This window comes from Amycolatopsis sp. FU40, assembly GCF_021903635.1.
GTDB classification, from domain to species: Bacteria; Actinomycetota; Actinomycetes; order Mycobacteriales; family Pseudonocardiaceae; genus Amycolatopsis; species Amycolatopsis dendrobii.
This window is the reverse complement of record NZ_CP091381.1, coordinates 2,865,340-2,888,460: the sequence shown is the minus strand read 5'-3', so window position 1 is coordinate 2,888,460 and position 23,121 is coordinate 2,865,340. Positions and strand designations below refer to the sequence as shown.

Annotated in this window: 27 protein-coding genes; 8 read left to right on the top strand and 19 right to left on the bottom strand. The window is 70.9% G+C overall.

The window, feature by feature from the left end; genetic code table 11:
• Positions 1–11 precede the first annotated feature (11 nt).
• On the top strand, positions 12–788 hold the full coding sequence (locus tag L3Q65_RS14310) for an SDR family oxidoreductase (RefSeq protein WP_237599946.1): 777 nt from the start codon (positions 12–14) through the stop codon (positions 786–788).
• Here L3Q65_RS14310 and L3Q65_RS14305 read toward each other — a convergent pair.
• The 13 genes from L3Q65_RS14305 to L3Q65_RS14245 all read right to left on the bottom strand — a co-directional run bounded on the left by L3Q65_RS14305 (position 785) and on the right by L3Q65_RS14245 (position 12,445).
• The gene (locus tag L3Q65_RS14305; RefSeq protein WP_237599945.1) at positions 785–1,258 is read right to left on the bottom strand and encodes an SRPBCC family protein; all 474 of its coding nucleotides are present in this window, start codon (positions 1,256–1,258) and stop codon (positions 785–787) included. The genes L3Q65_RS14310 and L3Q65_RS14305 overlap by 4 nt on opposite strands.
• A gap of 48 nt (positions 1,259–1,306) precedes the next feature.
• A complete protein-coding gene (locus L3Q65_RS14300; RefSeq protein WP_237599944.1) occupies positions 1,307–1,510 on the bottom strand; it encodes a DUF6186 family protein in 204 nt (67 codons plus the stop codon).
• Entirely contained in the window at positions 1,507–2,097 is a 591-nt protein-coding gene (locus L3Q65_RS14295) for a hypothetical protein (RefSeq protein WP_237599943.1), read from the bottom strand. Before L3Q65_RS14295 ends, L3Q65_RS14300 begins: the two co-directional genes overlap by 4 nt.
• A gap of 136 nt (positions 2,098–2,233) precedes the next feature.
• Positions 2,234–3,139 carry a cobalamin-binding protein gene (locus tag L3Q65_RS14290; RefSeq protein ID WP_237599942.1) on the bottom strand — a complete coding sequence of 302 codons (906 nt, stop codon included), beginning with the start codon at positions 3,137–3,139 and terminating at the stop codon, positions 2,234–2,236.
• A gap of 14 nt (positions 3,140–3,153) precedes the next feature.
• Positions 3,154–4,254: a serine hydrolase domain-containing protein gene (locus tag L3Q65_RS14285; RefSeq protein WP_237599941.1), complete on the bottom strand. Its 1,101-nt coding sequence runs from the start codon at positions 4,252–4,254 to the stop codon at positions 3,154–3,156.
• A gap of 8 nt (positions 4,255–4,262) precedes the next feature.
• Positions 4,263–5,828, bottom strand: a complete 1,566-nt coding sequence (locus L3Q65_RS14280; RefSeq protein WP_237599940.1) for an ABC transporter ATP-binding protein — start codon at positions 5,826–5,828, stop codon at positions 4,263–4,265.
• Complete coding sequence (locus L3Q65_RS14275) at positions 5,825–6,715, bottom strand: ABC transporter permease (RefSeq protein WP_237599939.1); 891 nt, start codon at positions 6,713–6,715, stop codon at positions 5,825–5,827. The genes L3Q65_RS14280 and L3Q65_RS14275 overlap by 4 nt, the downstream gene beginning before the upstream one ends.
• Positions 6,712–7,668 (bottom strand): ABC transporter permease, encoded by a 957-nt coding sequence (locus L3Q65_RS14270; RefSeq protein WP_037805897.1) that lies wholly within the window; start codon positions 7,666–7,668, stop codon positions 6,712–6,714. The genes L3Q65_RS14275 and L3Q65_RS14270 overlap by 4 nt, the downstream gene beginning before the upstream one ends.
• Positions 7,665–9,257, bottom strand: a complete 1,593-nt coding sequence (locus tag L3Q65_RS14265; protein WP_182889182.1) for an ABC transporter substrate-binding protein — start codon at positions 9,255–9,257, stop codon at positions 7,665–7,667. The genes L3Q65_RS14270 and L3Q65_RS14265 overlap by 4 nt, the downstream gene beginning before the upstream one ends.
• A gap of 82 nt (positions 9,258–9,339) precedes the next feature.
• Positions 9,340–9,765 (bottom strand): thioesterase family protein, encoded by a 426-nt coding sequence (locus tag L3Q65_RS14260; protein WP_237599938.1) that lies wholly within the window; start codon positions 9,763–9,765, stop codon positions 9,340–9,342.
• Positions 9,758–10,699 carry a 3-hydroxyacyl-CoA dehydrogenase NAD-binding domain-containing protein gene (locus tag L3Q65_RS14255; protein WP_182889184.1) on the bottom strand — a complete coding sequence of 314 codons (942 nt, stop codon included), beginning with the start codon at positions 10,697–10,699 and terminating at the stop codon, positions 9,758–9,760. The genes L3Q65_RS14260 and L3Q65_RS14255 overlap by 8 nt, the downstream gene beginning before the upstream one ends.
• Entirely contained in the window at positions 10,692–11,585 is an 894-nt protein-coding gene (locus L3Q65_RS14250; protein WP_237599937.1) for a 3-keto-5-aminohexanoate cleavage protein, read from the bottom strand. The genes L3Q65_RS14255 and L3Q65_RS14250 overlap by 8 nt, the downstream gene beginning before the upstream one ends.
• Complete coding sequence (locus L3Q65_RS14245; RefSeq protein WP_182889186.1) at positions 11,585–12,445, bottom strand: TetR/AcrR family transcriptional regulator; 861 nt, start codon at positions 12,443–12,445, stop codon at positions 11,585–11,587. Before L3Q65_RS14245 ends, L3Q65_RS14250 begins: the two co-directional genes overlap by 1 nt.
• 266 nt (positions 12,446–12,711) lie before the next feature.
• On the opposite strand from L3Q65_RS14245, the gene L3Q65_RS14240 reads away from it, so the two are divergent.
• The 5 genes from L3Q65_RS14240 (at position 12,712) to L3Q65_RS14220 (ending at position 16,717) form a co-directional block, all read left to right on the top strand.
• The gene (locus tag L3Q65_RS14240; protein WP_182889187.1) at positions 12,712–14,034 is read left to right on the top strand and encodes a M20/M25/M40 family metallo-hydrolase; all 1,323 of its coding nucleotides are present in this window, start codon (positions 12,712–12,714) and stop codon (positions 14,032–14,034) included.
• Positions 14,034–14,927 (top strand): alpha/beta fold hydrolase, encoded by an 894-nt coding sequence (locus L3Q65_RS14235; protein ID WP_182889188.1) that lies wholly within the window; start codon positions 14,034–14,036, stop codon positions 14,925–14,927. The genes L3Q65_RS14240 and L3Q65_RS14235 overlap by 1 nt, the downstream gene beginning before the upstream one ends.
• Positions 14,928–14,960: 33 nt before the next feature.
• Positions 14,961–15,563: a helix-turn-helix domain-containing protein gene (locus tag L3Q65_RS14230; RefSeq protein ID WP_182889189.1), complete on the top strand. Its 603-nt coding sequence runs from the start codon at positions 14,961–14,963 to the stop codon at positions 15,561–15,563.
• Entirely contained in the window at positions 15,556–16,284 is a 729-nt protein-coding gene (locus tag L3Q65_RS14225; protein WP_182889190.1) for an SRPBCC domain-containing protein, read from the top strand. The genes L3Q65_RS14230 and L3Q65_RS14225 overlap by 8 nt, the downstream gene beginning before the upstream one ends.
• 70 nt (positions 16,285–16,354) lie before the next feature.
• Complete coding sequence (locus L3Q65_RS14220) at positions 16,355–16,717, top strand: YciI family protein (protein ID WP_237599936.1); 363 nt, start codon at positions 16,355–16,357, stop codon at positions 16,715–16,717.
• A 194-nt stretch (positions 16,718–16,911) separates the two neighbouring features.
• Here L3Q65_RS14220 and L3Q65_RS14215 read toward each other — a convergent pair whose 3' ends face one another.
• From L3Q65_RS14215 to L3Q65_RS14190, 6 genes are all read right to left on the bottom strand, one after another.
• The gene (locus tag L3Q65_RS14215; RefSeq protein WP_237599935.1) at positions 16,912–17,184 is read right to left on the bottom strand and encodes a hypothetical protein; all 273 of its coding nucleotides are present in this window, start codon (positions 17,182–17,184) and stop codon (positions 16,912–16,914) included.
• A gap of 10 nt (positions 17,185–17,194) precedes the next feature.
• Positions 17,195–18,397 carry an RNA polymerase sigma factor gene (locus tag L3Q65_RS14210; protein WP_237599934.1) on the bottom strand — a complete coding sequence of 401 codons (1,203 nt, stop codon included), beginning with the start codon at positions 18,395–18,397 and terminating at the stop codon, positions 17,195–17,197.
• A 14-nt stretch (positions 18,398–18,411) separates the two neighbouring features.
• Positions 18,412–18,993 carry a dihydrofolate reductase family protein gene (locus L3Q65_RS14205; RefSeq protein WP_182889193.1) on the bottom strand — a complete coding sequence of 194 codons (582 nt, stop codon included), beginning with the start codon at positions 18,991–18,993 and terminating at the stop codon, positions 18,412–18,414.
• An 18-nt stretch (positions 18,994–19,011) separates the two neighbouring features.
• Positions 19,012–19,236: a DUF5703 family protein gene (locus L3Q65_RS14200; protein ID WP_182889194.1), complete on the bottom strand. Its 225-nt coding sequence runs from the start codon at positions 19,234–19,236 to the stop codon at positions 19,012–19,014.
• Positions 19,233–20,246: a YncE family protein gene (locus tag L3Q65_RS14195; RefSeq protein WP_237599933.1), complete on the bottom strand. Its 1,014-nt coding sequence runs from the start codon at positions 20,244–20,246 to the stop codon at positions 19,233–19,235. The genes L3Q65_RS14200 and L3Q65_RS14195 overlap by 4 nt, the downstream gene beginning before the upstream one ends.
• A 98-nt stretch (positions 20,247–20,344) precedes the next feature.
• Positions 20,345–21,307, bottom strand: a complete 963-nt coding sequence (locus tag L3Q65_RS14190) for an aldo/keto reductase (RefSeq protein WP_182889196.1) — start codon at positions 21,305–21,307, stop codon at positions 20,345–20,347.
• Between the two features lie 162 nt (positions 21,308–21,469).
• On the opposite strand from L3Q65_RS14190, the gene L3Q65_RS14185 reads away from it, so the two are divergent.
• Positions 21,470–22,312 (top strand): undecaprenyl-diphosphate phosphatase, encoded by an 843-nt coding sequence (locus tag L3Q65_RS14185; protein ID WP_237599932.1) that lies wholly within the window; start codon positions 21,470–21,472, stop codon positions 22,310–22,312.
• A 29-nt stretch (positions 22,313–22,341) separates the two neighbouring features.
• Positions 22,342–23,046, top strand: coding sequence for a histidine phosphatase family protein (locus tag L3Q65_RS14180; RefSeq protein ID WP_182889198.1), 705 nt, complete (start codon positions 22,342–22,344; stop codon positions 23,044–23,046).
• The last annotated feature ends 75 nt before the right edge of the window (positions 23,047–23,121 follow it).

Below are 23,121 nucleotides of genomic sequence, written 5' to 3'. Positions count from 1 at the left end.
GGGAGGACCACGTGGCCGAGCAGATCCTCGTCACCGGCGGAAGCGGGCAACTGGGCCGGGCGGTCGTGGAGCGGCTGCGGGCCGCGGAGGTTCCGGTTCGGGCGTTGAGCAGGCGGAGGCGGTCCAGCGAAGGCGTCCAGTGGACGGCCGGCGACCTGCGTACCGGACGGGGCATCGACGTCGCGGTCGCCGGGGTCGGCACGGTGCTGCATTGCGCGACGGACTACCGGCGGGAGGTCGAGACGGTCCGCACGCTCGTCGAGGCCGCGCGGTGGAGCGGGCAGGCGCCGCATCTGGTGTACGTCTCGATCGTCGGCGCGGACAAGCTCCCGCTCGGGTACTACCAGGCGAAACTGGCCGCCGAGAAGCTGATCGCCGGTTCCGGGATGCCGCACACGATCCTGCGGGCGACGCAGTTCCACTCGCTGGTGCGGACGATCCTCGCCGGCGCCGCGCGGCTGCCGGTGGTGCCGGTGCCGAAGTTCCGCTTCCAGCCCGTTGACGTGCGCGATGTCGCGGCTCGGCTCGTCGGGCTGGCTCAAGGCGAACCGCGGGGGCGGGTCGCGGACTTCGGCGGACCGCAGGTGCGGACGACGGCTGATCTGGCGCGTGCCCTGCTCGCCGCGTCCGGGAAGGACAAACGGCTCGTCCCGGTGCCGGCGCCGGGGCGGATCGCCCGGGGTTACGCGGCCGGTGCGAACCTGGCGCCGGAGCACGCGGACGGCGTGGTGACCTTCGAGCAGTATCTGGCGGAGCGGGGCGAGCCGACGGCGCTGCGGTACCGCTAGCCGGCGGCCCGGCGGCGGACGGTGCGCTCCAGGATGCCGAGGGTCGCCTTGAGGGCGGATTCGGGGACGATCGGGAAGGTCAGGCGTTCCTTCCACTCCTCGCTGAGTTCGGACCAGTCGTAGTAGGACGTGACGCGGGTGCCGTCCTCGGCGGGCTCCAGCCGGTAGCCGTAGACGTGGCGGACGTGCGGGCGGAGGCTGCCTTCGACGGTCCAGGCGATTTCCTCGTCCGGGACCAGTTTCGTGATGACGACCTCGACGTCGTACTTGCCGAGCGGCCGGTCGCCGAGCGCTTCCCGGTCCATGTGGACCACGAACCGGTCGCCGGCCTGGGCGACCGGTTCGCCTTCGGCGGCCATGAGCATGCCGGACGCGTCGATGTCGACGTGGCCCTGCGGGTCGGTGAGGACCGCGAAGACGGCGCTGGCGGGGGCGGGGATGACCCGGGAAACCTCGATACGTTCGTTCACATCATCGACCATATCAGAAATAATCGATGATTAGCTCGGGGCCGCCGGTCAGCTCTGGACGAAGAAGTGCCAGCCGACCCACCACCAGGCCAGCACGAGCGCGATCCGGGTGGACCGCTTGCGCATCAGCGCGGAGAGGGCGCGGGTCAACGGCGGGATTCTCTTCGGGAACAAGTGGCTGCCCAGCCACAGCAGCAGGGCGGCGGCCACGATCGCGCCGAAGCCGATTTCGGTGATCAGCCTGCTGTTCACGCCGTTCTCCTCGCGGTGGCGGCGGCGCGCAGCATCGCCAGCCCGGCGGCGACCCAGACGCCGAGCGCGAGAGCCTGCACGACGCGGTTGTCGAGCATCGGGTCGACGAGGTCGCTCATCGTCGGATGCGTCAGGGAGAGCCCGCCCGCGGCTTGCTCGTAGATGAAGGAGACGAGTTCCCAGAGGCACCAGGAGATCGCCAGCGCGACCCACAGCCAGCCGCGGCGCGGGACGGGGCGCGGCGGGAGCGAGGGGTCCCGCCACTCCACGATGAGCGCACCGATGCCGATCGCGGTGACGGCCAGGAACATCGGCACGGTTTGGCGGCCGAAGACCAGGGCTACGAGGGCGACGGCGACGATCAGCGAAGTGCCGGGCAGGCGGACGGCGGGGAGCAGGGGGTCGGCGGGGGTGCTGTGGCGTTCGGTCAAAAGCAGCAGGATGGCGGAGGCGAAGAAGATCACGCCGTCGGCGGGAGCGCCGCGGATCCAGTGGGCGAGGGAGGCGATGAGGAGGGCAGCGATCGGGAGATCGACGGCCAGGCGGGGCGCTGGGTAGTCCGCCGCGTGCCGCTCGGGTAGTGCCATGCGACGCCCCCGTTCCGTGCCGGTCCTGCTTCGAGGACAACACGAAAGGGGGCCGTGGGCTTCCCGGCCGGGCGATCTTTTCGGGTCGTGCGCGGCGATGCCGGTTCTAACCGGCATGAACACGCACGACCCTCAGTCAGATCCGCCGGGCCTCCGCAGCGCTGACCGGTGGGCTGGCGGGAAGGCCGTGCAGCACCGTCGCGAGGATTTCTGCGCCGCGGACCACCCGGGGGCCGGGGCGGTTGAAGTAGGACGGGCCGTCGAAGAGCCACACCCGGTCGTTCCGGACCGCGGGAAGGTCTTTCCAGCCGGGCAGCGAGGCGAGGACGTCCAGTTCGCTCTCGGTCCGGTCCGGGGAGAAGCCGCAGGGGAGGACGAGCAGGACGTCCGGGCGGGCGGCGGCCACGGCGTCCCAGGTCATCGGTTTCGTGTGCGCGCCCGGTTCCGCGAGCAACGGGATGCCGCCCGCGGCGGAGATCTGCTCGGGCACCCAGTGCCCGGCCGGCCAGAGCGGGTCGAGCCATTCCAGCGCGACCACCCGGGGCGTCGGCAGTCCCGCGACCTGATGCCGGACCGCGGAGAGCCGGGAGCGGAGTTCGGTCGTCCGGGCAGCGGCGATGTCTGGCACTCCCAGTGCGTCGCCGAGGGTGGTCAGGCAGTCGAGGACCTCGTCCAGGGTGCGCGGTTCCAGGCTGAGGACGCGCGGTCCGGCGTCGAGCATCCGCACTGCCGCGGCGACGCGGGTGTAGGACACCGCGCAGACCTCGCACAGGTCTTGCGTGAGCACGAGGTCCGGCGCGAGGGCGGCCAGCTGGTTGACGTCGACCGAGTAGAGCGACGAACCCTGGTGGGACGAGCCGACGGCGGTGGAGATTTCGCGGCTGGTCAGCGTGTCGGAATCGAGGTCGGCGGCGGTCACCACCGGCACCGACGCGATCTCGGCCGGCCAGTCGCATTCGTGGGTGCGGCCGACGAGGTCGCTCGCCTTGCCGAGGGTGGCGACGAGGTCGGTGGCGGCGGGCAGCAGGGAGACGATCCGCATCTCCCCACGGTAGGTCAGGCGGCCTCGTGCAGCGCCCGCAGCAGCGACGACGCCCGGTGGTCGACGTCCTCGGCCTGGAGCTCGTTCGTCACGAAGGAGAACGACAACCCCCGGGTCGGCCACGCGCCGTGGCGGCCGCCGCCGGCGCCGGAGTGGCCGAAGGCGGCGGGGTCGGCGTCGGCGGGGCCGTAGGTGCCGATCGGATCGGCCAGTTCGAAGCCGAGGCCGAAGCGCAGCGGGCGGTCGTTGATCGCGTCGACGCCTTCGGACCAGGTGCGGGTGGCTTGGGCGAGAACGTCGTCGGGGACGAGTTCGCCGGAGCGCAGCAGGTCGTAGAGGCGGGCCATCGCGGTTGCGGTGCCGACCGCGCCGCCCGCCGCCAGCGTCGCGCCGCGGTACTCCGGCGAGTTCATCGAGTCGCCGGAGTCGAGCAGGCCGCGGTACATCCGTTCGACGATCCGGCGGCGTTCCTCGTCCTGGAGGAACGTGCTGATCCGGTACCCGGGCGCGCGCCGCAGGGTGACGACCGGGACCGTCGGCGGGGTGCCGAGCCGCAGGTCGAGGCTGTGCGGCTCGGCGAGTTGGCCGCGGATGAGCGTGCCCAGGTCCGCGCCGGTGACGCGCCGGGCCAGTTCGGTGGCGAGGTAGCCGTAGGTGAGCGCGTGGTACGCGACCTTCGTACCCGGAGTCCACAATGGACGCTGGACGGCGAGGGCCTCGGCGTTCGCCGCGTTGTCCAGCATGGGCAGGTCGGGCTCGACGTAGGGCAGGCCGACGGTGTGCGAGAGGACCTGCGAGACCGGCACGTCCTCCTTGCCCGCCGCGGCGAACTCCGGCCAGTAGCGGGCGACGCGTTCGTCCGGGTCGAGCTTCCCCTGCGCGGTCAGCATCGCCAGGACGGTCGCGACCACGCCCTTGGTGCCGCTGAACAACACGGCACGGGTGTTTTCGGTCCACGGCACGCCGTCCGCCGCCGAGCCGCCCCACAGCTCCACCACCGGGGCGCCGTCGCGGAACACGCTGAACGCGGCTCCGCCGTCGGTCGCCTCGATGAGGTCCCCGAACGCTTCCCGGACGCTCTCGTAACCGGGCTTTACCGCACCGTTGACAGTCATCCGGCTCCTCACAGCCTCGGCGTCGTAGCGAGAAGTTCGCTGGTGTACTCGTGCGACGGGGAGTTCAGCACCGCTTCGACGGCGCCTTCCTCGACGATCTCGCCGCCGCGCAGGACCGCGATCCGGTCCGCCACCTCCGGGGCGAGGGCGATGTTGTGCGTCACGAACAGCATCGCCATGCCGAGTTCCCGGCGCAGTTCGCCGAGCAGTTCGACGATGGTGGCCTGCACGGACACGTCCAACGCTGAAGTGACCTCGTCGCACACCAGCACGTCCGGCGTGGTGACGAGCGCGCGGGCGATCGCGGCGCGTTGCCGTTCGCCGCCGCTGAGCTGGTCCGGCAGGCGGTTCGCGAGGTCTTGCCGCAGCCGGACCCGGTCCAGGGTCTCGGCGACGCGCTTCCGGCGCTCGGTGCGGGAGAGGGACGTCAAGCGCACCAACGGGACCTCGATCGACTGCGCGATCGTCTTGCGCGGGTTCAGCGACGAGAACGGGCTCTGGAAGACGTACTGGATCCGCCGCAGTTCGTCGGTGCTGCGCTGCCGGGCCGCCGGAGCCAGCGGGGTTCCTTCGAGCGCGACGGTGCCGGTGAAACCGCGATTGAGCCCAGCGATGCACTGCGACAGCGTGGTTTTGCCGGAACCGGACTCGCCGAGCAGCAGCACGCTTTCGCCGCGCGTCACGGCGAGGTCGATGCCGCGCAACACCTTCTGCTCTCCGTAGGACACCCGGATGTCGCGGGCGGCCAGTACCGCGTCGTCCGGCGGGGGCGCAGCGCCCGGCTCCGCACCGAGGTCGGGCACCGCAGCGAGGAGCCGCTTCGTGTATGCGTGCTTCGGCCGCCGCAACACGTCATCAGCTTCGCCGCATTCGACCAGATCTCCCTGGTACATCACGGCGACCCGGTCCGCGAGCTGCGCCACGACGGCGAGGTCGTGCGTGATGTAGAGGGCCGCGACACCGTGCTCGGACGTCAGCTGCCGGACCGTTTCCAGGACCAGAGCTTGCGTCTTCACATCGAGGCCGGTGGTCGGCTCGTCCAGCACCACGACGCTCGGGCGGCAGGCGAAAGCCATCGCGATCCCGACCCGCTGCTGCTGCCCGCCGGACAGCTGATGCGGGTATCGCCGCTGGTAGGCCTCGTCGGACGGCAATCCGACCTCGGCGAGCACCTCGGCCACGCGCTCGTCCGCCGCACCCGCGTAACCGTGTGTTTCCAGCACCTCGGCGATCTGCCGGCCGACCCGCAACGCCGGGTTCAGCGACAACGCCGGGTCCTGCGGGATGTACGCGACGGCGTTGCCCCGCAGCTGGCGGCGCGCGGCGTCGTCGAGCGTCAGGACGTCGACCGGTTCGCCGTCGCGCGGACGCAGCACCACCTTGCCGCCGCCGGACGCCAGCCCGCGGCGGAAATGGCCGAGCGCGGCCAGTCCGGCGGTCGTCTTGCCGGAGCCGGATTCCCCGACGAGCGCGAGGACCTCGCCGGGAGCGATCTCGTAGGACACCGAATGCAGCACCGGGCGGCCCGCCGTCGTGCGCACGGCCAGCCCGGTCACCTCCAGCGCTTTCGTCATGCGCGAACCTCCCGGGTCCGCCCGGCCGAGGCGAGCGAGTCGGCGACGAGGTTCGTGCCGACGGCCAGCACCGCGATCGCGGCCACCGGGAGCAGCACGCCCCACGGCTGCACGACGAGCGCGATCCGGTTCTCGTTGATCATCAGGCCCCAGTCCGCGGCGGGCGGCTGGATGCCGAGCCCGAGGAACGACAGCGAGGCGATGTATCCGATCGAATACGTCAGCCGCAGTCCCAGCTCCACCATCAGCGGGCCGGTGATGTTCGGCAGGATCTCGCGCAGCAGGATCCGGCTGCGCGGCACGGCGTACATCTCGGCCGCGCGGATGTAGTCGTGGTTGCGCACCGAAACCGTGGCCTGCCGGGCGACCCGCGCGGTCCGCGGCGCGTGCGTCAGGCCGATGACCAGCACCAGGAGCCAGCCCTTCGGGCCGATCACCGCGATCGCCAGCAGCGCGATGACCAGCTGCGGGAACGACAGCAGGACGTCGTTGCCGCGCATCAGCAGGCTGTCCAGCCAGCCGCCGCCGTACCCGGCGATCATGCCGAGCAGCGCGCCGAGCACGATGCCGAGCGCGGTGGCGAGGACGGCGTACAGCAGCAGCGTGGTGCCGCCCGCCAGGAAGCGGGTGAGGACGTCGCGGCCGAGACCGTCGGTGCCCATCAGACCGTCCGGTTTGAACGGCTTTCCGGCGAAGTCCGTCGTGGTGTGCCCGGTGATGACCGGCCCCAGCCACGGGCCGAGCAGAGCCACGAGAATCACGACTCCGGCCAGCACGGTGCCGACCTTGGCCTGCGGGAACGCCCAAGCGGTGCGGATCAGCCCGGCCGCGCGCGGCGGTGTCTCCGGGACGGCGGGCACCACCTGTTCTTCTTCGACCGCGGTCATCGCACTGCCTCCGTCCGGAGCTTGGGATCGGCGAGGATGCCGATCACGTCGGCCAGCAGGTTCACCACGATGTAGACCGCGGCGATCAGCAGCGTCACCGCCTGGACGACCGCGACGTCGCGTTTGCCGACCGCGTCGATCAGCGCTTGGCCGATGCCGGGGTAGCGGAACAGGAATTCGACCACCACGACGCCGCCGGCCAGCCACGCGAGCTGGATCGCGACGACTTGCGCGACCGGTCCGACCGCGTGCGGCAGGGCGTGCCGCAGCAGCACCGTCCGCTCGCGCATTCCCTTGAGCCGCGCCATTTCCACGTACCCGGAGTCGAGGACTTCGCTCATCGTCGCGCGCATCATCCGCGTGATGTACGGCGTCACGACGAGCACGAGGGTGAGCACCGGAAGGACGAGCTGACTCGGTTGCGCCCACACCGCTTCGCCTGGCGGCGTGAGGGTGACTGAGGGCAGGACGCGGAACACCGTCGTCGCGAAGAGAACGATCAGCGCCACGCCGATCACGAACTCCGGCAGCGCGGCGATCACCAGGCTGATGCCGGACACGACCTGGTCGCTGGCGCGGCCACGGCGCATCGCGGTCCAGGTGCCGAACGCGAGCCCGAGCGGGGTGGCGATCACCGCGGCGAGCACGAGCAGCACGAGCGAGGCCGACACCCGGTCCGCCAGCAGCGTCGTGACCGGGCCCTGGGTCGAGGTCGACGTGCCGAGGTCACCGGTGAACAGGCCGCCCAGCCACGAGAGATAGCGCTGCCAGACCGGTTCGTCGAGGTGCAGCTGGTGCTGCAGCGCGGCGATCCGCTCCGGAGTCGCCTGCTGGCCGAGGATCGCCCGCGCCGGATCGCCCGGCAGCAGCAGCGTCGCGACGAACACGAGCAGGGTGACCAGCCACAGCACCACGAGGCTCACGAGCAGCCGTTTGAGGATCAGCCGGGTCATGCCGCGCCTCCTTCCGCCGTGCCGAGCCAGACCTGGCGGAACTGGTAGCCCGACAGCGAGATCCCGGTCCGGTCCGGCACGAATCCGGCCACGTAGGACTGGTAGGCGTCGACCTGGTCGACGAACCCCCAGACGATCAGCCCGCCGCGTTCGTATTCGATTTGCTGCGCCCGGTGCAGCAGCTCCGTGCGCGCCTTCGGGTCCACCGTGGCGCTCGCCCGCGTGACAAGATCGGTGAATTCCGGGTCGTTCCAATGGGTTTCGTTGTACGGCGCTTTCGGCAGCGCGCCGGACGCGACCTGCGGCAGGTAGTTGCGCGTGTACCAGAAGTCCTGCGCGAAATCCCAGGACAGGTAGTTCTCGCCGTAGAACGTGGTGGTGTCGATCTTCCGGATCCGCACGTTCACGCCGGCCGCCTTGGCCTGCTGCTGGAACACCTGCGCGGCCTCGACCGCACCGGCCTGGATCGGCGCGGTGACCAGTTCGATGTCGAGATTCGGCTTGCCCGCCTCGGCGAGCAGCCGTTTCGCCTCGGCGATGTTCTGCTTCCGCTGCGGCAGCTGCCGGTTGTACGCCGGGTCGAAGGGCGCGTACAGGTCGTTGCCGACCCGGCCCTGCCCGCTGAGCACCTGGTTGATCATTTGCTCGCGGTCGACCACCAGGCGCAGCGCTTGGCGCACCCGGACATCGTCGAACGGCGGCCGGTCGACGCGCATGGTGAACGGCAGCCAGGTCCCGGTTTCCGACCGCAGCACCTGGATCCGCGGATCGCTGCGGAGCACGTCCACGAGCGCGACCGGGACCTGGTCGATCGCGTCCACCTGGGACGAGAGGAGGGCGTTGATCCGGGCGTCGTCGTCGGCGAAGTTGATGAGCGACAACCGGTCCAGGTACGGCTGGCCCGGCCGCCAGTAGTGCTCGTTGCGCACGAAGGTGCTCTGCAGCCCGGCGGTGAACGTGTCGGCTTTGAACGGGCCGGTGCCGATCGGGCGCTTGACGTCGAAATCGGCCGGGACGATGCCGAGGCTGTACTGCCCGAGCAGGTCGTCGAAGCCGGAATTCGGGGAGGTGAGGCGGAATTCGACGGTCCGGTCGCCGGTGGCGGCGACCTCGCCGAGCATGGTCAGCCCGGCCGCGCCGCTCTTCGGGTCCTTCGGGTCGGTGATCCGGCGGAAGGTCGCGACGACGTCGGCCGGGGTCACCGGGCGGCCGTCGTGGAAGCGGATGCCCGACCGGAGCACGGCGGTCCAGGTGCGCGCGTCCGGCGAGGATTTCAGCGATTCGGCCACCAGCATCCGCAGCCGGTAGTCGTGATCGCGCAGCAGGAGCGGTTCGTAGAGGTTGAGCACCCGGGCGATGTCCGGGTTCGTCGCGGGGATGTGCGGGTCGAGCGTGTCCGACGCGCCTCCGCCGGTGACTCCGACGCGGAGGGTGCCGCCTCGTTTGGGCGGCCCGGAGGGCACCGCCGCGGCGACAGTGGAGCCGCAGGCGGCCAGCAGGGGCGCGGTGCCGGCGAGCGCGGCGCCGGCGAGCGCGGTGGTGAGGAATCGGCGGCGGGAAACGTTGGTCGGTTTACATCGGGCTTCCATGGGTGACTTTCGAGCGGGTCTCGTGAGTGGCAATCCCGGTTAGAACCGCGATTGCCACTCACGAGACGGTGAGGGGAGGGGATCAGGCGATGGCGCGTCCCGCGTAGTCCGGGACCGGGGCGAGGTGCGTGTCGAGCGCGGTGGCCACCTCGGCGGGGAACGGCGTCGCGCGGCCCCCGGAAACGTGCAGGCACATCAGCTCTTCGGTCGCGACGAGCTCGCCGCCGACGCGCATTTCGTGGCACAGCCGCACCTTTTTCGCGCCGGCTGACAGCACGGAGGTCGTCACCTCGAGTTCGGCGTCCGCGCCGACTTCGCGCAGGTACCGGACGTGAGCCTCCACTGTGTACAGCGACGCCCCGGTTCTCTCCCGGTAGCCGGGACCGAGGCCGACGATGTCCATCAGCGCGGTGGTCGCGTCCCCGAAGACGAGCACGTAGTACGGCTCGGAGAGATGGCCGTTGTAGTCGATCCACTCTGGACGGACCCGGTCGCGGTACTCAGCCACGGCGGGCCTGCCCGACCGCGCGCTGGATCGCGATCACCGCCCGGTCGCGTTCGGCGACGAGGTCGGCGATCGTCCGTCCGTCCGCCTCGTCGTCGCAGCCGGCGACCACGGCGTCGCGCAGTTCCTTGGTGAGCTCCGGCGCTTCGAGCCGCGTCCACGGCGACTTCAGCGACGGTCCGAAGTGGTCCAGCATGTGCGCCATGCCGCCTTCGCCGCCCGCCAGATGGAACGTCAGCATCGGGCCCTGGACCGGCCAGCGCAGGCCCGGGCCGTCGGTGATCGCGAGGTCGATCTGCTCGACCGTCGCCTCGCCGTTCGCGACCATGTGCAGGGCTTCGCGCCACAGCGCTTCCTGGAGCCGGTTCGCGATGAAACCGGGCACCTCGCGGTCCATCGTGATCACGGACTTGCCGACGCGCCGGTAGAACGCGGCGGCCTGCTCGACCGCCCACAACGCGCTGAGCTTCCCGCCCGCGACCTCGACCAGCGGGATCAGGTACGGCGGGTTGAACGGGTGCCCGACCACGAGCCGTTCCGGCGTCTTCGCGGCGACCTGCATTTCGGTCATGCCGTAGCCGGAGGTGGAGGAGGCGATCACGACGTCCGGTGCGGTGACGGCGTCGATGTCGGCGAGCAGTTTCTGCTTGAGCGCCAGGTCTTCCGGCGCGCTTTCCTGCACGAAGCCCGCACCGTCGACGGCTTCCGCGAGCGTCGCGGCGACGGTGAGCCGGTCGCGGCTCGCACCGGGCTTGAGGCCCAGTTCGGTGAGGGCGGGCCAGGCCGCGTCGACGAGTCGTTCGAGCTTCTCGGCTGCGTCCGGCGCGGGGTCCCAGGCCCGGACGTCGAAGCCCTGGGCCAGGAAGTGCGCGACCCAGCCGCCGCCGATGACCCCGGCCCCGATGCAGGCGACAGTGTCCACAGTGGTCTCAGGCATGCACGCGCTCCTTGAGTCCCAGGATTTCCCGGGCCCGGTCCGGGGCGGCGATGTCCGCGCCGAGCTTCTGCACGATGTCCACCGCGCGCTCGACCAGCTGGCCGTTGGTGGCCTTGACGCCGCGCGCCAGATAGAGGTTGTCCTCCAGCCCGACGCGGACGTGCCCGCCCAGCAGCGCCGACTGCGCGACCCACGGCATCTGGTCGCGTCCGATGGCGAACGACGCCCACTGCGCGCCTTCCGGCAGCAGGTGCACCATCGCTTGCAGCAGCCCGGGGTCCGGCGGCGCGCCGTACGGGATGCCCATGCAGAGCTGAAACAGCGGCGGCGGGTCGATCAGGCCCTCCTCCACCATTTTCGTGGCGAACCAGAGGTTGCCGGTGTCGAAGATCTCCAGTTCGGGCTTCACGCCCAGCTCCTGGATGCGCTTCGCGCCGGTGCGCAGCATGTCCGGAGTGGACACATAGAGCTGGTTGCCCTCGCCGAAGTTCAGCGAACCGCAGTCGAGCGTGCAGATGTCCGGCAGCAGTTCTTCGACGTGCGGGAGCCGGTCGTGCGCGTTGACCAGGTCGGTGCCGTCGACCGGCTTGAGCGGGTCCTCGGCGTCGATGACCAGGTCGCCGCCCATGCCCGCGGTGAGGTTGACGACGACGTCCACACCGGACTCTTTGACCAGCCGCACCGCCTCGCGATACAGCGCGACGTCGCGCGACGGGGCTCCGGTTTCGGGCTCGCGCACGTGGATGTGCACCACGGCCGCGCCCGCGTGGGCGGCCTCGACGGCGCTCTCGGCGATCTGCGCCGGGCTGACCGGGACGTGCGGGCTCCGGCGGGTGGTGTCCCCCGCGCCGGTGAGCGCGCAGGTGACGATGACCTCGTGGTTCATCAGGCTCCTTGGACGATCGAGCGGTCGATGAAGTCGTGCAGGTGCGCGCGCATCGCGCCCACCGTGCTGCCGGGGCGCCCGGTCAGCACCTGGATGCCGAGGCCGTCGATCAGCGCGGTGAGCCGGGCGGTGGCGGCCTCGGGGTCGGCCAGGCGGAACACGCCCTGCTCCTGGCCGGTGCGGATGGTCATGAGAATGGTCTGGTACCAGCGGTCGTAGGAATCGGTGTAGAGCGAACGCAGCCGCGGGTCGAGCGCGACCTCGTTCCAGACCTGCAGCCACACCGACCATTCGGCGCGCAGCAGGCCCTCGGTCGGCAGCTGCAGTTCGACCAGTTTGAGCAGCCGGTCGTGCGCGCCGGGCACCGCGTGCAGCTCGGCGACCTGCCGGTCGAAAGCGAGCTTCACGTTGCGCCGCAACGCTTCGTCGAGGACTTCGGTTTTGGTGGGGAAGTGGTAGTGGATGGCCGCGGTGCTGGTGCCGCAGGCTTGCGCGATGTCGGCGATGCGCACCCGGTGATAGCCGCGTTCGGCGATGAGCCGCCAGGCGGTTTCGAGGATTCGCCGTCGTGGTTCGGAGTGGGCCAGGTCGTCCGGGTCGCTGGCGGTTCCCGCGGCGGGGGCGGGGACGGCGGTGACGGTTTTGGCGTCGTCGCTGCCGTTGAGCAGCCAGTTCACGGTGACGCCGGAGTATTCGGCCACGCGGACCAGTTCGTGCGGGGAGAAGCGGCGGGCGCCGTTGAGGGCCTTGGAGAGCTTGGTCTGGTCCAGGCCGATGGCGGCGGCGAATTCGCGTTGGGGGACGGGCATGGACTGGATCAGCTGGCGGACCCGTTCTCTCAGCCGGTCTGTTTCGTCCATGGGGTGGGACCGTAGTTGCGGGTTGCGAAAATCGCAACTCTTGGAGGCTTGGGGGTGTAACGGCATTTGATTTTCTTTTTGTGAAAGGGAGTTGCGATCTTGGGTTGACTGGCGGATCAGTCGGTGCGGGGGAGGGGCGGGTGCCTCGGCGGTTGAGTGCGTCGGCTGCGGTCCGGGTTGTCCGCTGGTGCTGCTCTGACGGCCCGGTGCTGGTTCCGCTCGCCGGGACGGCGGCGTCTCCTCGCCGCGGATGATAGGAATGGCCGGTGACCCAACCGAACTTGATCGACGCCGCCGCGGACGAGGCCGTCACGCTTACCAGCGAGCTGATCCGCATCGACACCACCAATACCGGCGACCCCGAAACCCTCGTGGGCGAGCGGGTCGCGGCCGAGTACGTCGCGGAGAAGCTGACTGACGCCGGGTACGAGATCACCTACGTCGAGTCCGGCGGCAAGGACCGGCACAACGTGATCGTGCGGCTGCCGGGGGCCGACCCCGGCCGCGGGGCGTTGCTGATTCACGGGCATCTCGACGTCGTGCCCGCCGATCCGGCCGAGTGGTCGGTGCACCCGTTCTCGGGGGCGGTCCAGGACGGGTACGTGTGGGGGCGCGGCGCGGTCGACATGAAGGACATGGTCGGCATGACGCTGGCGCTGGCCCGGCACTACAAGATCAACAATATCGTCCCGCCGCGCGACCTGGTGTTCTTGTTCGTCGCCGACGAGGAAGCGGGCGGCAAGTACGGGGCGCAGTGGCTGGTGGAGAACCGGCCCGAACTGTTCGAGGGGGTCACCGAGGCGATCAGCGAGGTCGGTGGGTTCTCGATCACGTTGAAGGACAACGTCCGCGCGTACGTGATCGAGACGGCCGAGAAAGGCATCCGCTGGATGAAGCTGCGCGTGCGCGGCACGGCGGGCCACGGGTCGATGATCCACCGCGACAACGCGGTCACCAAGTTGTCCGAAGCGGTGGCGAAACTGGGGCAGCACCAGTTCCCGTTGGTCCTGACCGATTCCGTGCGCGAGTTCCTCGCGGGAGTCACCGAGATCACCGGCTGGGATTTTCCCGAGGATGACATCGAAGGCGCGGTCGCGAAGCTGGGCAACATCTCGCGGATGATCGGCGCGACTCTGCGCGACACCGCGAACCCCACGATGCTCACCGCCGGTTACAAGTCGAACGTGATTCCTTCGGTGGCCGAGGCCGCGGTCGACTGCCGGATCCTGCCGGGGCGGCTCGAGGCGTTCGACCGCGAGCTGGACGAACTGCTCGGGCCGGACATCGAGAAGGAGTGGATGGAGCTGCCGCCGGTCGAGACGACGTTCGACGGGGCTCTCGTCGACGCCATGACCGCCGCCGTGCTCGCCGAGGACCCGGGCGCGCGCACGCTGCCCTACATGCTGTCCGGCGGCACCGACGCGAAGTCCTTCCAGCAGCTCGGCATCCGCAACTTTGGCTTCGCGCCGCTGAAACTGCCCGCCGACCTGGACTTCTCCGGGCTCTTCCACGGCGTGGACGAGCGCGTCCCGGTCGACGCGCTGAAGTTCGGCGTCCGCGTGCTGGACCGGTTCCTCCGCTCGTCCTGATGTCCGGGTTCCGGCTGGCCGACGGCACGCCCCTGCACCTCGTGCGCAGGGGCGACCCGGCGGCGGCCGTGACCGTGGTGCTGCTGCACGGCTACGCCCTCGACCAGCGCAGCTGGGGCCGCATCGCCCCGGTGCTGCCGGACGCGGTCGAGCATCCGCTCGCGGTGGTCAGCTACGACCACCGCGGGCACGGCGAATCCGGCCGGGCCGCGCGCGGCGCCGCGACGATGGGGCGCCTCGCCGACGACCTCGCGGAGGTGATCGAGCGGGCCGTCCCGCGCGGGCGCGTCGTGCTCGTCGGCCACGACATGGGCGGGCTCGCCGTCATGTCGCTGACCCAGCGGCATCCGGTGCTGTTCGCCGAGCGCGTCGGCGGCCTGGTGCTGCTGTCGACGTCGTCCGGACGGCTGGCCACCGAGGCGTCCGCGGCCTGGCCCAACGCGCTCGGCAAGCTCGCGCAGGACCTCGAAATGGTGCTGGGCGCGAAGCTGTACGGCGTGTTCCGCGAGCACACCAGCCGCGCGGTGAGCGCCGGGCTGCGCTGGTGGCTGTTCGGCGACGATCCCGACCCGGACCTCGTCGAGCTGACCGTGAAGATGATCCGCGGCAACTGGCCGCAGACCGTCGCGCAGTTCCGGCCGGCGCTCGACGCCTACGCGCGTGAAGCAGCGTTGTCGCTGGCTGGAGACCTGCCGGTGACGGCGATCGTGGGGGAGCGGGACCGGATCGTCGCGCCCGCCGACGTCGAGCAGTTCGTGCGCGGGCTCGCCCAGGGATACGCCGTGGTGCTGCCCGGCGTCGGGCACGTCGTGCCGCTGGAGGCCGCGGCGCAGGTGGTGCCGCGGATCGCCGCGGTGGTGCACGAGGTCTACCGACAACAAAACCTGTCTTGACAATCTGAGTGTTCAGGCGCGACGATGGAACGCATGTTTCCCGTTGCGGTGATCGAGGACGCGGCCGCGGCCGAGGTGTCGCTGGATCCGGTCCGGGCCCGGCTGCTCGCCGAACTGGCCCAGCCCGCCTCGGCGACGATGCTGGCCGCCCGCGTCGACCTGCCGAGGCAGAAGGTCAACTACCACCTGCGCGCGCTGGAGAAGCACGGGCTCGTAGAGCTGGTCGAGGAACGGCGCAAGGGCAACGTCACGGAGCGGATGATGCGGGCGACCGCGGCGTCGTACGTGATCTCGCCGTCCGCGCTCGCGGCCGTGCAGCCCGACCCGGCGCAGTCGCCGGACCGGCTGTCCGCGCGCTGGCTGCTGGCGGTCGCCGGACGGCTGGTGCGCGACGTCGGAATCCTCATCACCGGTGCGGCGAAAGCGAAGAAGCGCGTCGCCACCTTCGCGCTCGACGGCGAGGTCCGGTTCGCTTCGGCGGCCGACCGGGCGGCGTTCGCGGAGGAACTGGCGACGGCGGTGACCACGCTGGTCGGGAAGTACCACGACGAGAAAGCCGAGAACGGCCGTGCGCACCGGGTGGTGCTGGCGGTGCATCCGAGCGTGCCGATGGGGGAGGAAGACCAGGATGGGTAAGGAATTCCGGGAGATCGACGTCGCCGAGGTCCCGGTCGAGCCGGAGGAGGTCTGGGCGGCGATCGCGACCGGGCCCGGCATCGACTCGTGGTTCATGGGCCGCAACGAGGTCGAAGGCGGGGCCGGCGGTGCGGTGCGCGGCGCGTTCGCGGCCTACGAGCCGACGCACGCGATCACCGCGTGGGACCCGCCGAACCGGCTGGCCTACGGCGGCGAACCGGAGCCGGACGGACGGCGGATCGCCTACGAATTCCTCGTCGAGGGTCGCGACGGCGGCAGTTCGGTCATCCGCTGCGTAACGAGCGGCTTCCTGCCCGGCGACGACTGGGCGGACGAGTTCGAGGCCATGCAGGCGGGCGGCGCGCTGTTCTTCCGCAACCTGGTGGAGTTCGTGCGGCACTTCCCGGGCCGGACGGCGAAACCGGTCACCGCGTTCGGGCCGGGAGTCGTCACGGACTGGCCCGCTTTGTGGGCTGCGCTGGCGAAAGCAGTGGGCGTCGAACAGGTGACCGCGGGCGCGAAAGTCCGGCTCGCCGGGGCCGACGGCGTGGTGTACGCGGTGAACGACCAGACCGTCGGGATCCGCACCGGCGAGGGGCTTTTCTGCTTCATGCAAGGCTTCCGCGGACCGCTGGTGGCGACGCATCACATCGTCGCGCCGGACGTCGACGCGGCGGCGGAGGAAGCCAAGTGGACGGAGTGGATGGCCGCGCTCGGCTGAGCGTTGTCGAAAACCGGGGCCGCCCGTTCGTCATCCGGTCGAGAGTAATTTCCGACCAGGAGGAGAAACCGTGCAGTACGCGATGCTGATCTGCGGCGACGACCGCGAATGGGCCGCCTTGTCCCCGGCGGACGAGGAGGACGCGATGCAGCGGATCTACGCGTGGTTCGAGCGCTGGCAGCCCGCCGGGAAGGTCGGGAACGGCGTCGAACTCCAGCCGCGGGAGACCGCGAAGACGGTGCGGTCCGGGGCGAACGGGAAACCGGTGGTCACCGACGGGCCGTACGTGGAGCTGAAGGAGGTCGTCGGTTCGGTGATCCTGCTGGAGTGCGCCGACATGGACGAGGCGGTCGAGGTCGCGGCGAGCTGGCCGCTGGGTCCGGGCGTGAGCGCGGTGGAGGTCCGGCCGGTGACGAGCCGCGAAGAAGGGTGAGCCACCGGCTGTCCGGAGTGCCATGATTCCCGGATGACGGCGAGAAAGCCCATCCCGGCAACGCATTCCCCGCGGGAGGCGAGCCCTCTCGCGGGGATGCTCCGTTGCGCGGCGTGCTCGTGCTGGGCGCGGGGCCGGGATGGCGCTGGTGAGCGCCGCTACCGTCAGCGGGCGGACGCACTGCCGTTCGACGGTCACTCGCCCGCGTAGCTGCTGAAGGTCCAGACCTGGCCTTCGGGGTCGGCGCACGAGTACTCGCGGACCCCGGCCGGGGAATCGTGCACCGGGTTGAGGATCCGCCCGCCGGCGGCCTCGGCGCGGACCTGGGCGTGCTCGACGCCGTTCTCTCCGTCGACCACGAAATGCGACTCGAATCCGAAGGCCTCGACGAGGAATTCGAGCGCGGCTTTCGGATCCTCGTAGGTGAGGTTGGGGTACACGGTTTGCGGCGGCGGAGCGTCGGCCATGCGGGTCAGGCTACCGCGAGAACTCGGCCACCCGGCGCGTCATCAGCTCGCGCTCGGCCGGATTCGAGGCCAGCTCCAGTGCTCGTTCCGCCGACGCGAGCGCGTCGCCCGGCCGGTCCAGCGCGGCCAGCAGTTCGGCCCGAGCGGCGTGCCACAGGTGATAGCCGGGCAGCTCGTTCTCGAGCGCTTCTACCTCGTCGAGCGCGGGGGCCGGGCCGACGGCGTACCGCGTGGCCACCGCTCGGTTCAGCAGCACCACCGGCGACGGATCCAGTGCGTAAAGCCGGTCGTACATCGCGCGGATGCCAGCCCAGTCGGTGTCCCCGAAACTGCTTGCGACAGCGTGGATCGCGGCGATGCCGGCCCGGGTTTGACAAGGCCCGGGCCGGCCAAGCCGCACCGCTTCGCGCAACCGCAGCAGCGCCCGCTGAATCGCCGGGCCGTCCCACAATCGCCGATCCTGCTGTTCCAGCACCACGATCCGGCCCTGCGCGTCGAACCGCGCCGCGACGCGCGCCTGCTGCAACTCCAGCAACGCGGCCAGCCCGGCGACTTCCGGTTCGCGAGGCAGCGAATCGGCGAGCTGCCGGGCCAGTTCGACGCCCTCGCGCGCCAATTCCCGCCGCTGCGCCGAATTTCCGCTGGAGAGATAACCCTCGTTGAAGACCAAATAGAGCACGGCGAGCACGGCTGGCAGCCGGTCGGCGTACTCGTGCGGCTGCGGCGGTGCGAAGCCGATGCCGCGTTCCCGCAGCAGCCGCTTGGCCCGCGAAAGCCGTTGCGCCATCGTCGGCAACGGCACCAGGAACGCGGCGGCGATCTCGGCGGTGGTCAACCCGCCCGCGGCGTACAGCGTGAGCGCGATCTGTGCTGGTTCCGGCAGATCCGGGTGGCAGCAAGCGAAAATCATCGCGAGCCGGTCGTCGGCCCCTGGCTCCGGCGGAGGTTCCGAGGCCGCCCGAACGGCTTTCTCGTGCCCGGCCGCGTCCCGGCGAAGCCGGTCGATCGCCTTGCGCCAGCCGGTCGTGACGAGCCATCCGGTGGGACTGGCGGGCACTCCTTCGGCGGGCCACCGCTTGAGAGCTTCGGCGACAGCTTCCGACAGCGCTTCCTCGGCCCGGTCGAAGTCGCCGAGCCGACGGCTGAGTGCTCCCAGCATGCTGGCGGCGTCCGTACGCCAGATCCGCTCGGTCAGTGCGGCGACCTCGTTCACCACGCCATCCTGGTTCAGGCGCGGACGTACCGCAGCAAGGCGACGCCGCTCTCGAACGTCCGGCTGTCGGCCAGCCGGTAGCTGTCGACCGAGAACCCGGCATCGAACAGGGGCGCGCCGGAGCCGATGACCACCGGGTACAGCTTCAGGTGCAACTCGTCCACTTCGTCGCGCAGCGCCCCGGCGAGCGCGCCTCCGCCGACGAGCCAGATGTCCTTGCCGTCTTCCTTTTTCAGCTCGCGGATCTTCTCGGCCGGGTCAGTGCCGACCACCTGAACGGCCGGGCCGGGAGCCTCGGTCATGGTGCGGGAGAAGACGTAGTGCCGCAGATGCGTGTAGGCGTCCGGAACGCCGAGATCGACACCCATCTGATAGGAGACGCGGCCCTCGACGACCGTGTCGAAATGGCGGTGCGGGGTGTCCTCGATGCCGAGCACCGGCCGCAGGTGCGTCGGCACCATCTCCGGATACTCGCGCAGCAGCGGCTCGGCGTGGTCGCCCTCGAACTGGAAGACCGAGCCGGTCGGGTCCTCCCGGGTCGGGGCGGCGATGAAGCCGTCGAGCGTGGACGCGACGAGATAGACCAATTTGCGCATAACGGACAGTCAACCAGGTCAGGTGGCGAGCCCCGTCGAGTGGCCGGCCGCGGTGCGCTTCCGGCGCAGCCACACTCTCCTCGTGCCGTCCGCGTAAAGCCGGACCGTGCGCAGTTCCCAGCCCGCGAACTCCGCGTGGATGGAGAGCTGGATCATCGCCGCGCGCCGGGACACCGCCGGGGGGAGGCGCAGGCGGCGATACTCCCAATCCCCTTCGACCACCGCCTCGTCGACTGTCGTCATGGCTGGATCACCTGGGTCCCTTCTCCTGCGGCCGAGCCGACGAACACGCGGCCGCTCTGGTCGTCGACGCCCACCGTGTCCGGCTGGCGCACGGTCGGGAATCGGTACTTCTCGACGGGCTCTCCGCCGCGGACGTCGTAGCCGACGACCTCGTTGCGGGCGGTCAGGGTGACCCACGCCAGGCTGCGCTTCGCGTCGTAGGCGAGGCCGTACGCGCCGCCCGGCACCGGGTAGCGCTGGCGGAGGATCAGGGGGTTGGTGGAGAACGCGAGCAGCGCGCCCGCGCGTGCGTCGGTGACCAAGACGCGGCCGTAGGAATCGGCGACCGCGTTGGCCGCGCCGTCGCCCGCGCGCAGCCCTTCGTCCATCGTTCCGGCTTGGACGTCCACGGTGAACACAGCGGTGCGCAGCCGGTCGAGGACCACGACGCCGTTTCCGGTGTTGACCACGTCGTCGGCGCTGTAGAGCTGACCGGTGATCGTCTTCGCGACCGAACCGTTCGCCAGCACCTCGACCGCCTTGCGGTCGCGGACCGCGACGAGCGTGTCCGGTCCGTCGGCGACCCCGGCGGCGGGCTGCCCGGCGACCTTCTCGGCGGTCAGCTGTCCGCTCGGCAGCGCGACGCGGGCGAGCACGCCCTTGGCCGGGATCCCGGCGAGCGCCTGGCCCCCGGACACGCTGAGCGATTCCGCCGGGCCGGGCAGCGCGACGGTCTTCTTCGGCGCGCCGAGCGCGGCGAGATCGTAAATCCGCAGCTCAGCGGGCTGTTTGAGGGCGACGACGAGCGTGTGGCTCTGCTGGTCGGCGGCGATCGCGGACACCACCGGCATCGGCAGCACCTGCCCGGCGGGAGGCGCCGCGCGGGCGGGGGAGGCGGCCGGTTTGGCGGCCGTCGGATTGGCCACGACCTGCAGACTGTCCTTCGGCTGCTCCGAGGACGAGCAGGCGGACAGCGCGAGCGCACCGGCCAGCGGGATCGCGATCCGCGAGGCGGCGGTGAGCCGACGCACCTTGAAACCTCCAGCAAAGCTCCGGCGAGCAGGTCCTCCCAGCATCCTCCAGGATCGCCGAACCGTCACGCCCGTGTCACCGACCCGACACCTGCGGCTCACCGGGTGCCCCGTTCCGGGTAGCCGAATTCGACGCCGCTGACGTCGTCGAGCGCGCTGCGGATGGCGGGCGGGAGCGTGAGGTCTTCGGCGGCGAGCGAGCCGGTCAGCTGGCCGGTGTCGCGCGCGCCGACGACGGGAGCGGCCACTCCGGGCCGGTCCCGGACCCAGGCCAGCGCCACGGCGAGCGGCGACGTGCCGAGCCCCTCGGCGGCGGTCACGACGGCCTGCACGATCCGCGCCGCCCGTTCGGTGCGGTGGTGTTCGACGTATCCGGCGTACTCCTCGGACGCGCCGCGCGAGTCGGCGGGCGTTCCGGTGCGGTACTTCCCGGTGAGGACACCGCGGCCGAGCGGGGCCCACGGCAGGATGCCGATTCCGTGGTGCGCCGCGGCCGGAACCGCTTCGCGTTCGATGCCGCGTTCCAGCAGCGAGTACTCGAACTGCCCGGACACGAGCGGCACCGTGGCGAGCGAGGCGGCGGTGGCGAGCTGCCAGCCCGCGTAATTGGACACGCCCACGTAACGGACTTTGCCGCTCGTCACCGCGTAATCGAGCGCGGAGAGGGTTTCCTCGACGGGAACGCAGGAATCCCACGCGTGCAGCTGCCACAGGTCGATGTGGTCGGTGCGAAGCCGGCGCAGCGACCCTTCGAGCGCGGACAGCAGCGCGCCGCGCGAAGCGCCGCCGCCGAACGGGCCGTCGGTGCGGCGCGCGACAGTCTTGGTGGCCAGCACGACGTCCTCGCGCGGCACCAGGTCCGACAGGAGTTCGCCGAGCATCCGCTCGGCCTCGCCGCCCGCGTAGAGGTCGGCGGTGTCCACGAGCGTGCCGCCCGCGTCGACGAACGCGACCAGCTGGCTGGCCGCCTCGTCCGGATCGGTGTCGCCGCCCCACGTCATGGTGCCGAGGGCCATCCGCGATATCCGCAGTCCCGACCGGCCGAGCTGTCGCTTTTCCACGACCGCCGAGCCTAGTGGGCGCACCCCCTCCGGCCGGACGAAGGTGACCTCGTGTCGCACCGGCGCCCTCGGAGGGAGTCCTCAGGAACCACCCGATAGGTTCCCGACCGTGCGAATCGGACTGCGCCCCGAGCGGGCGGGCGAACCGGCGGGAGCGGCCTGATGGGATGGTTCGAGGCCCTGGTCCTGGGGCTGGTGCAGGGGCTCACGGAGTTCCTGCCGATCTCCTCGAGCGCGCACGTGCGGATCGTCGCCGCATTGGCGGGCTGGGGCGATCCGGGCGCGGCGTTCACCGCGGTGACCCAGATCGGCACGGAGCTCGCGGTGATCCTCTATTTCGGGCCGAAGATCGGCCGGATCCTGCGCGCCTGGTTCTTCTCCCTCTACCGCCCGGACTGGCGGCGCGACCCGGACGCGCGGCTGGGCTGGCTGATCATCGTCGGCTCGCTGCCGATCGTCGTGCTCGGCCTGCTGCTGCAGGACGAGATCGACCGGGCGTTCCGCGATCTGCGGATCACCGCGACGACGCTGATCGTGTTCGGCCTGATCCTGCTGTTCGCCGACCGGACCGCGAAGCAGCAGCGCACGCTGGACCACCTGAACGTGCCGCACGGCCTGGTGTACGGCTTCGCGCAGGCGCTCGCGCTGATCCCGGGCGTCTCGCGCTCGGGCGGCACGACGAGCGCCGGCCTGCTGATGGGCTACACCCGGTCGGAAGCCGCGGAGTACTCGTTCCTGCTCGCGGTGCCCGCGGTGTTCGGTTCGGGGCTGTACAAGCTGACCGACATCGGCAAGAACGGCGAGAACGCGCAGTGGGGGCCGACGATCCTGGCCACGCTGGTCGCCTTCGGCGTCGGCTACCTGGTGATCGCGTGGCTGATGGCCTACATCAAGAAGCGCAGCTTCGTGCCCTTCGTGATCTACCGCGTCGTGCTCGGCGTCGTGCTGTTCGGCCTGGTCTTCGGCGGCGTGCTCGACCCGAACGCGGGACCCGCGGGCGGCTGAACCGGCGGATCACCGGTTAGGGTGGCGTCGTGAGTACGGTCATCTTGCTCCGGCACGGGAAGTCCACGGCCAACGGCTCGGGCGTCCTCGCCGGGCGCACGCCGAAGGTCGGGCTGGACGACACCGGCCGGGCACAGGCCGACGCCCTCGTCGGGCGGTTCGCCGGCGTGCCGGTCGCCGAGCTGGTCGTGTCGCCGATGCTGCGCTGCAAGCAGACCGTCGCGCCGCTGGCCGCCGCGCAGGGCTTGGCGAAGGTCGTCGAACCGCGGCTGTCCGAAGTGGACTACGGCGAGTGGACCGGCCGGGAACTCAAGAACCTCGTCAAGGAACCGCTGTGGCGCGTCGTGCAGGCGCATCCGTCGGCGGCGGTCTTCCCGGGCGGGGAGGGGCTCGCCGAGATGCAGGCGCGCGCGGTGGCCGCGATCCGCGCGCACGACGCCCGGATCACCGCCGAGCACGGCGACCACGCGGTGTGGGTCGTGTGCAGCCACGGCGACGTGATCAAGTCGATCCTGGCCGACGCGCTGGGCCAGCACCTCGACGCGTTCCAGCGGATCGTGGTGGACCCGGCCGCGGTGTCGGTGGTGCGCTACACCGAAACGCGGCCGTTCGTGCTCCGGGTGAACGAACACGGCGGCGACCTGGCCGGGATCGTGCCGCCCCCGCCGAAGAAACGCGGCCGCGGCAAGAAGGCTTCCAGCGACGCCGTCGTGGGCGGAAGCACGGGCCGCTGACGATCGACAGTCCTTCCGTCGGATGCCAGACCCCGTAGGGTGGGCGGAACCACGTGGAGAACCAGGAGCGCAAAC

Bases quoted from the DNA above. Each gene is read 5' to 3' on its own strand.
- L3Q65_RS14250 (WP_237599937.1), bottom strand. From the start codon at position 11,585: ATGAACCACGAGGTCATCGTCACCTGCGCGCTCACCGGCGCGGGGGAC.
- L3Q65_RS14205 (WP_182889193.1), bottom strand. From the start codon at position 18,993: ATGCGCAAATTGGTCTATCTCGTCGCGTCCACGCTCGACGGCTTCATC.
- L3Q65_RS14215 (WP_237599935.1), bottom strand. From the start codon at position 17,184: ATGGCCGACGCTCCGCCGCCGCAAACCGTGTACCCCAACCTCACCTAC.
- L3Q65_RS14185 (WP_237599932.1), top strand. From the start codon at position 21,470: ATGGGATGGTTCGAGGCCCTGGTCCTGGGGCTGGTGCAGGGGCTCACG.
- L3Q65_RS14280 (WP_237599940.1), bottom strand. From the start codon at position 5,828: ATGACGAAAGCGCTGGAGGTGACCGGGCTGGCCGTGCGCACGACGGCG.
- L3Q65_RS14285 (WP_237599941.1), bottom strand. From the start codon at position 4,254: ATGACTGTCAACGGTGCGGTAAAGCCCGGTTACGAGAGCGTCCGGGAA.
- L3Q65_RS14290 (WP_237599942.1), bottom strand. From the start codon at position 3,139: ATGCGGATCGTCTCCCTGCTGCCCGCCGCCACCGACCTCGTCGCCACC.
- L3Q65_RS14275 (WP_237599939.1), bottom strand. From the start codon at position 6,715: ATGACCGCGGTCGAAGAAGAACAGGTGGTGCCCGCCGTCCCGGAGACA.
- L3Q65_RS14295 (WP_237599943.1), bottom strand. From the start codon at position 2,097: ATGGCACTACCCGAGCGGCACGCGGCGGACTACCCAGCGCCCCGCCTG.
- L3Q65_RS14200 (WP_182889194.1), bottom strand. From the start codon at position 19,236: ATGACGACAGTCGACGAGGCGGTGGTCGAAGGGGATTGGGAGTATCGC.
- L3Q65_RS14245 (WP_182889186.1), bottom strand. From the start codon at position 12,445: ATGGACGAAACAGACCGGCTGAGAGAACGGGTCCGCCAGCTGATCCAG.
- L3Q65_RS14235 (WP_182889188.1), top strand. From the start codon at position 14,034: ATGTCCGGGTTCCGGCTGGCCGACGGCACGCCCCTGCACCTCGTGCGC.
- L3Q65_RS14225 (WP_182889190.1), top strand. From the start codon at position 15,556: ATGGGTAAGGAATTCCGGGAGATCGACGTCGCCGAGGTCCCGGTCGAG.
- L3Q65_RS14270 (WP_037805897.1), bottom strand. From the start codon at position 7,668: ATGACCCGGCTGATCCTCAAACGGCTGCTCGTGAGCCTCGTGGTGCTG.
- L3Q65_RS14265 (WP_182889182.1), bottom strand. From the start codon at position 9,257: ATGGAAGCCCGATGTAAACCGACCAACGTTTCCCGCCGCCGATTCCTC.
- L3Q65_RS14255 (WP_182889184.1), bottom strand. From the start codon at position 10,699: ATGCCTGAGACCACTGTGGACACTGTCGCCTGCATCGGGGCCGGGGTC.
- L3Q65_RS14230 (WP_182889189.1), top strand. From the start codon at position 14,961: ATGTTTCCCGTTGCGGTGATCGAGGACGCGGCCGCGGCCGAGGTGTCG.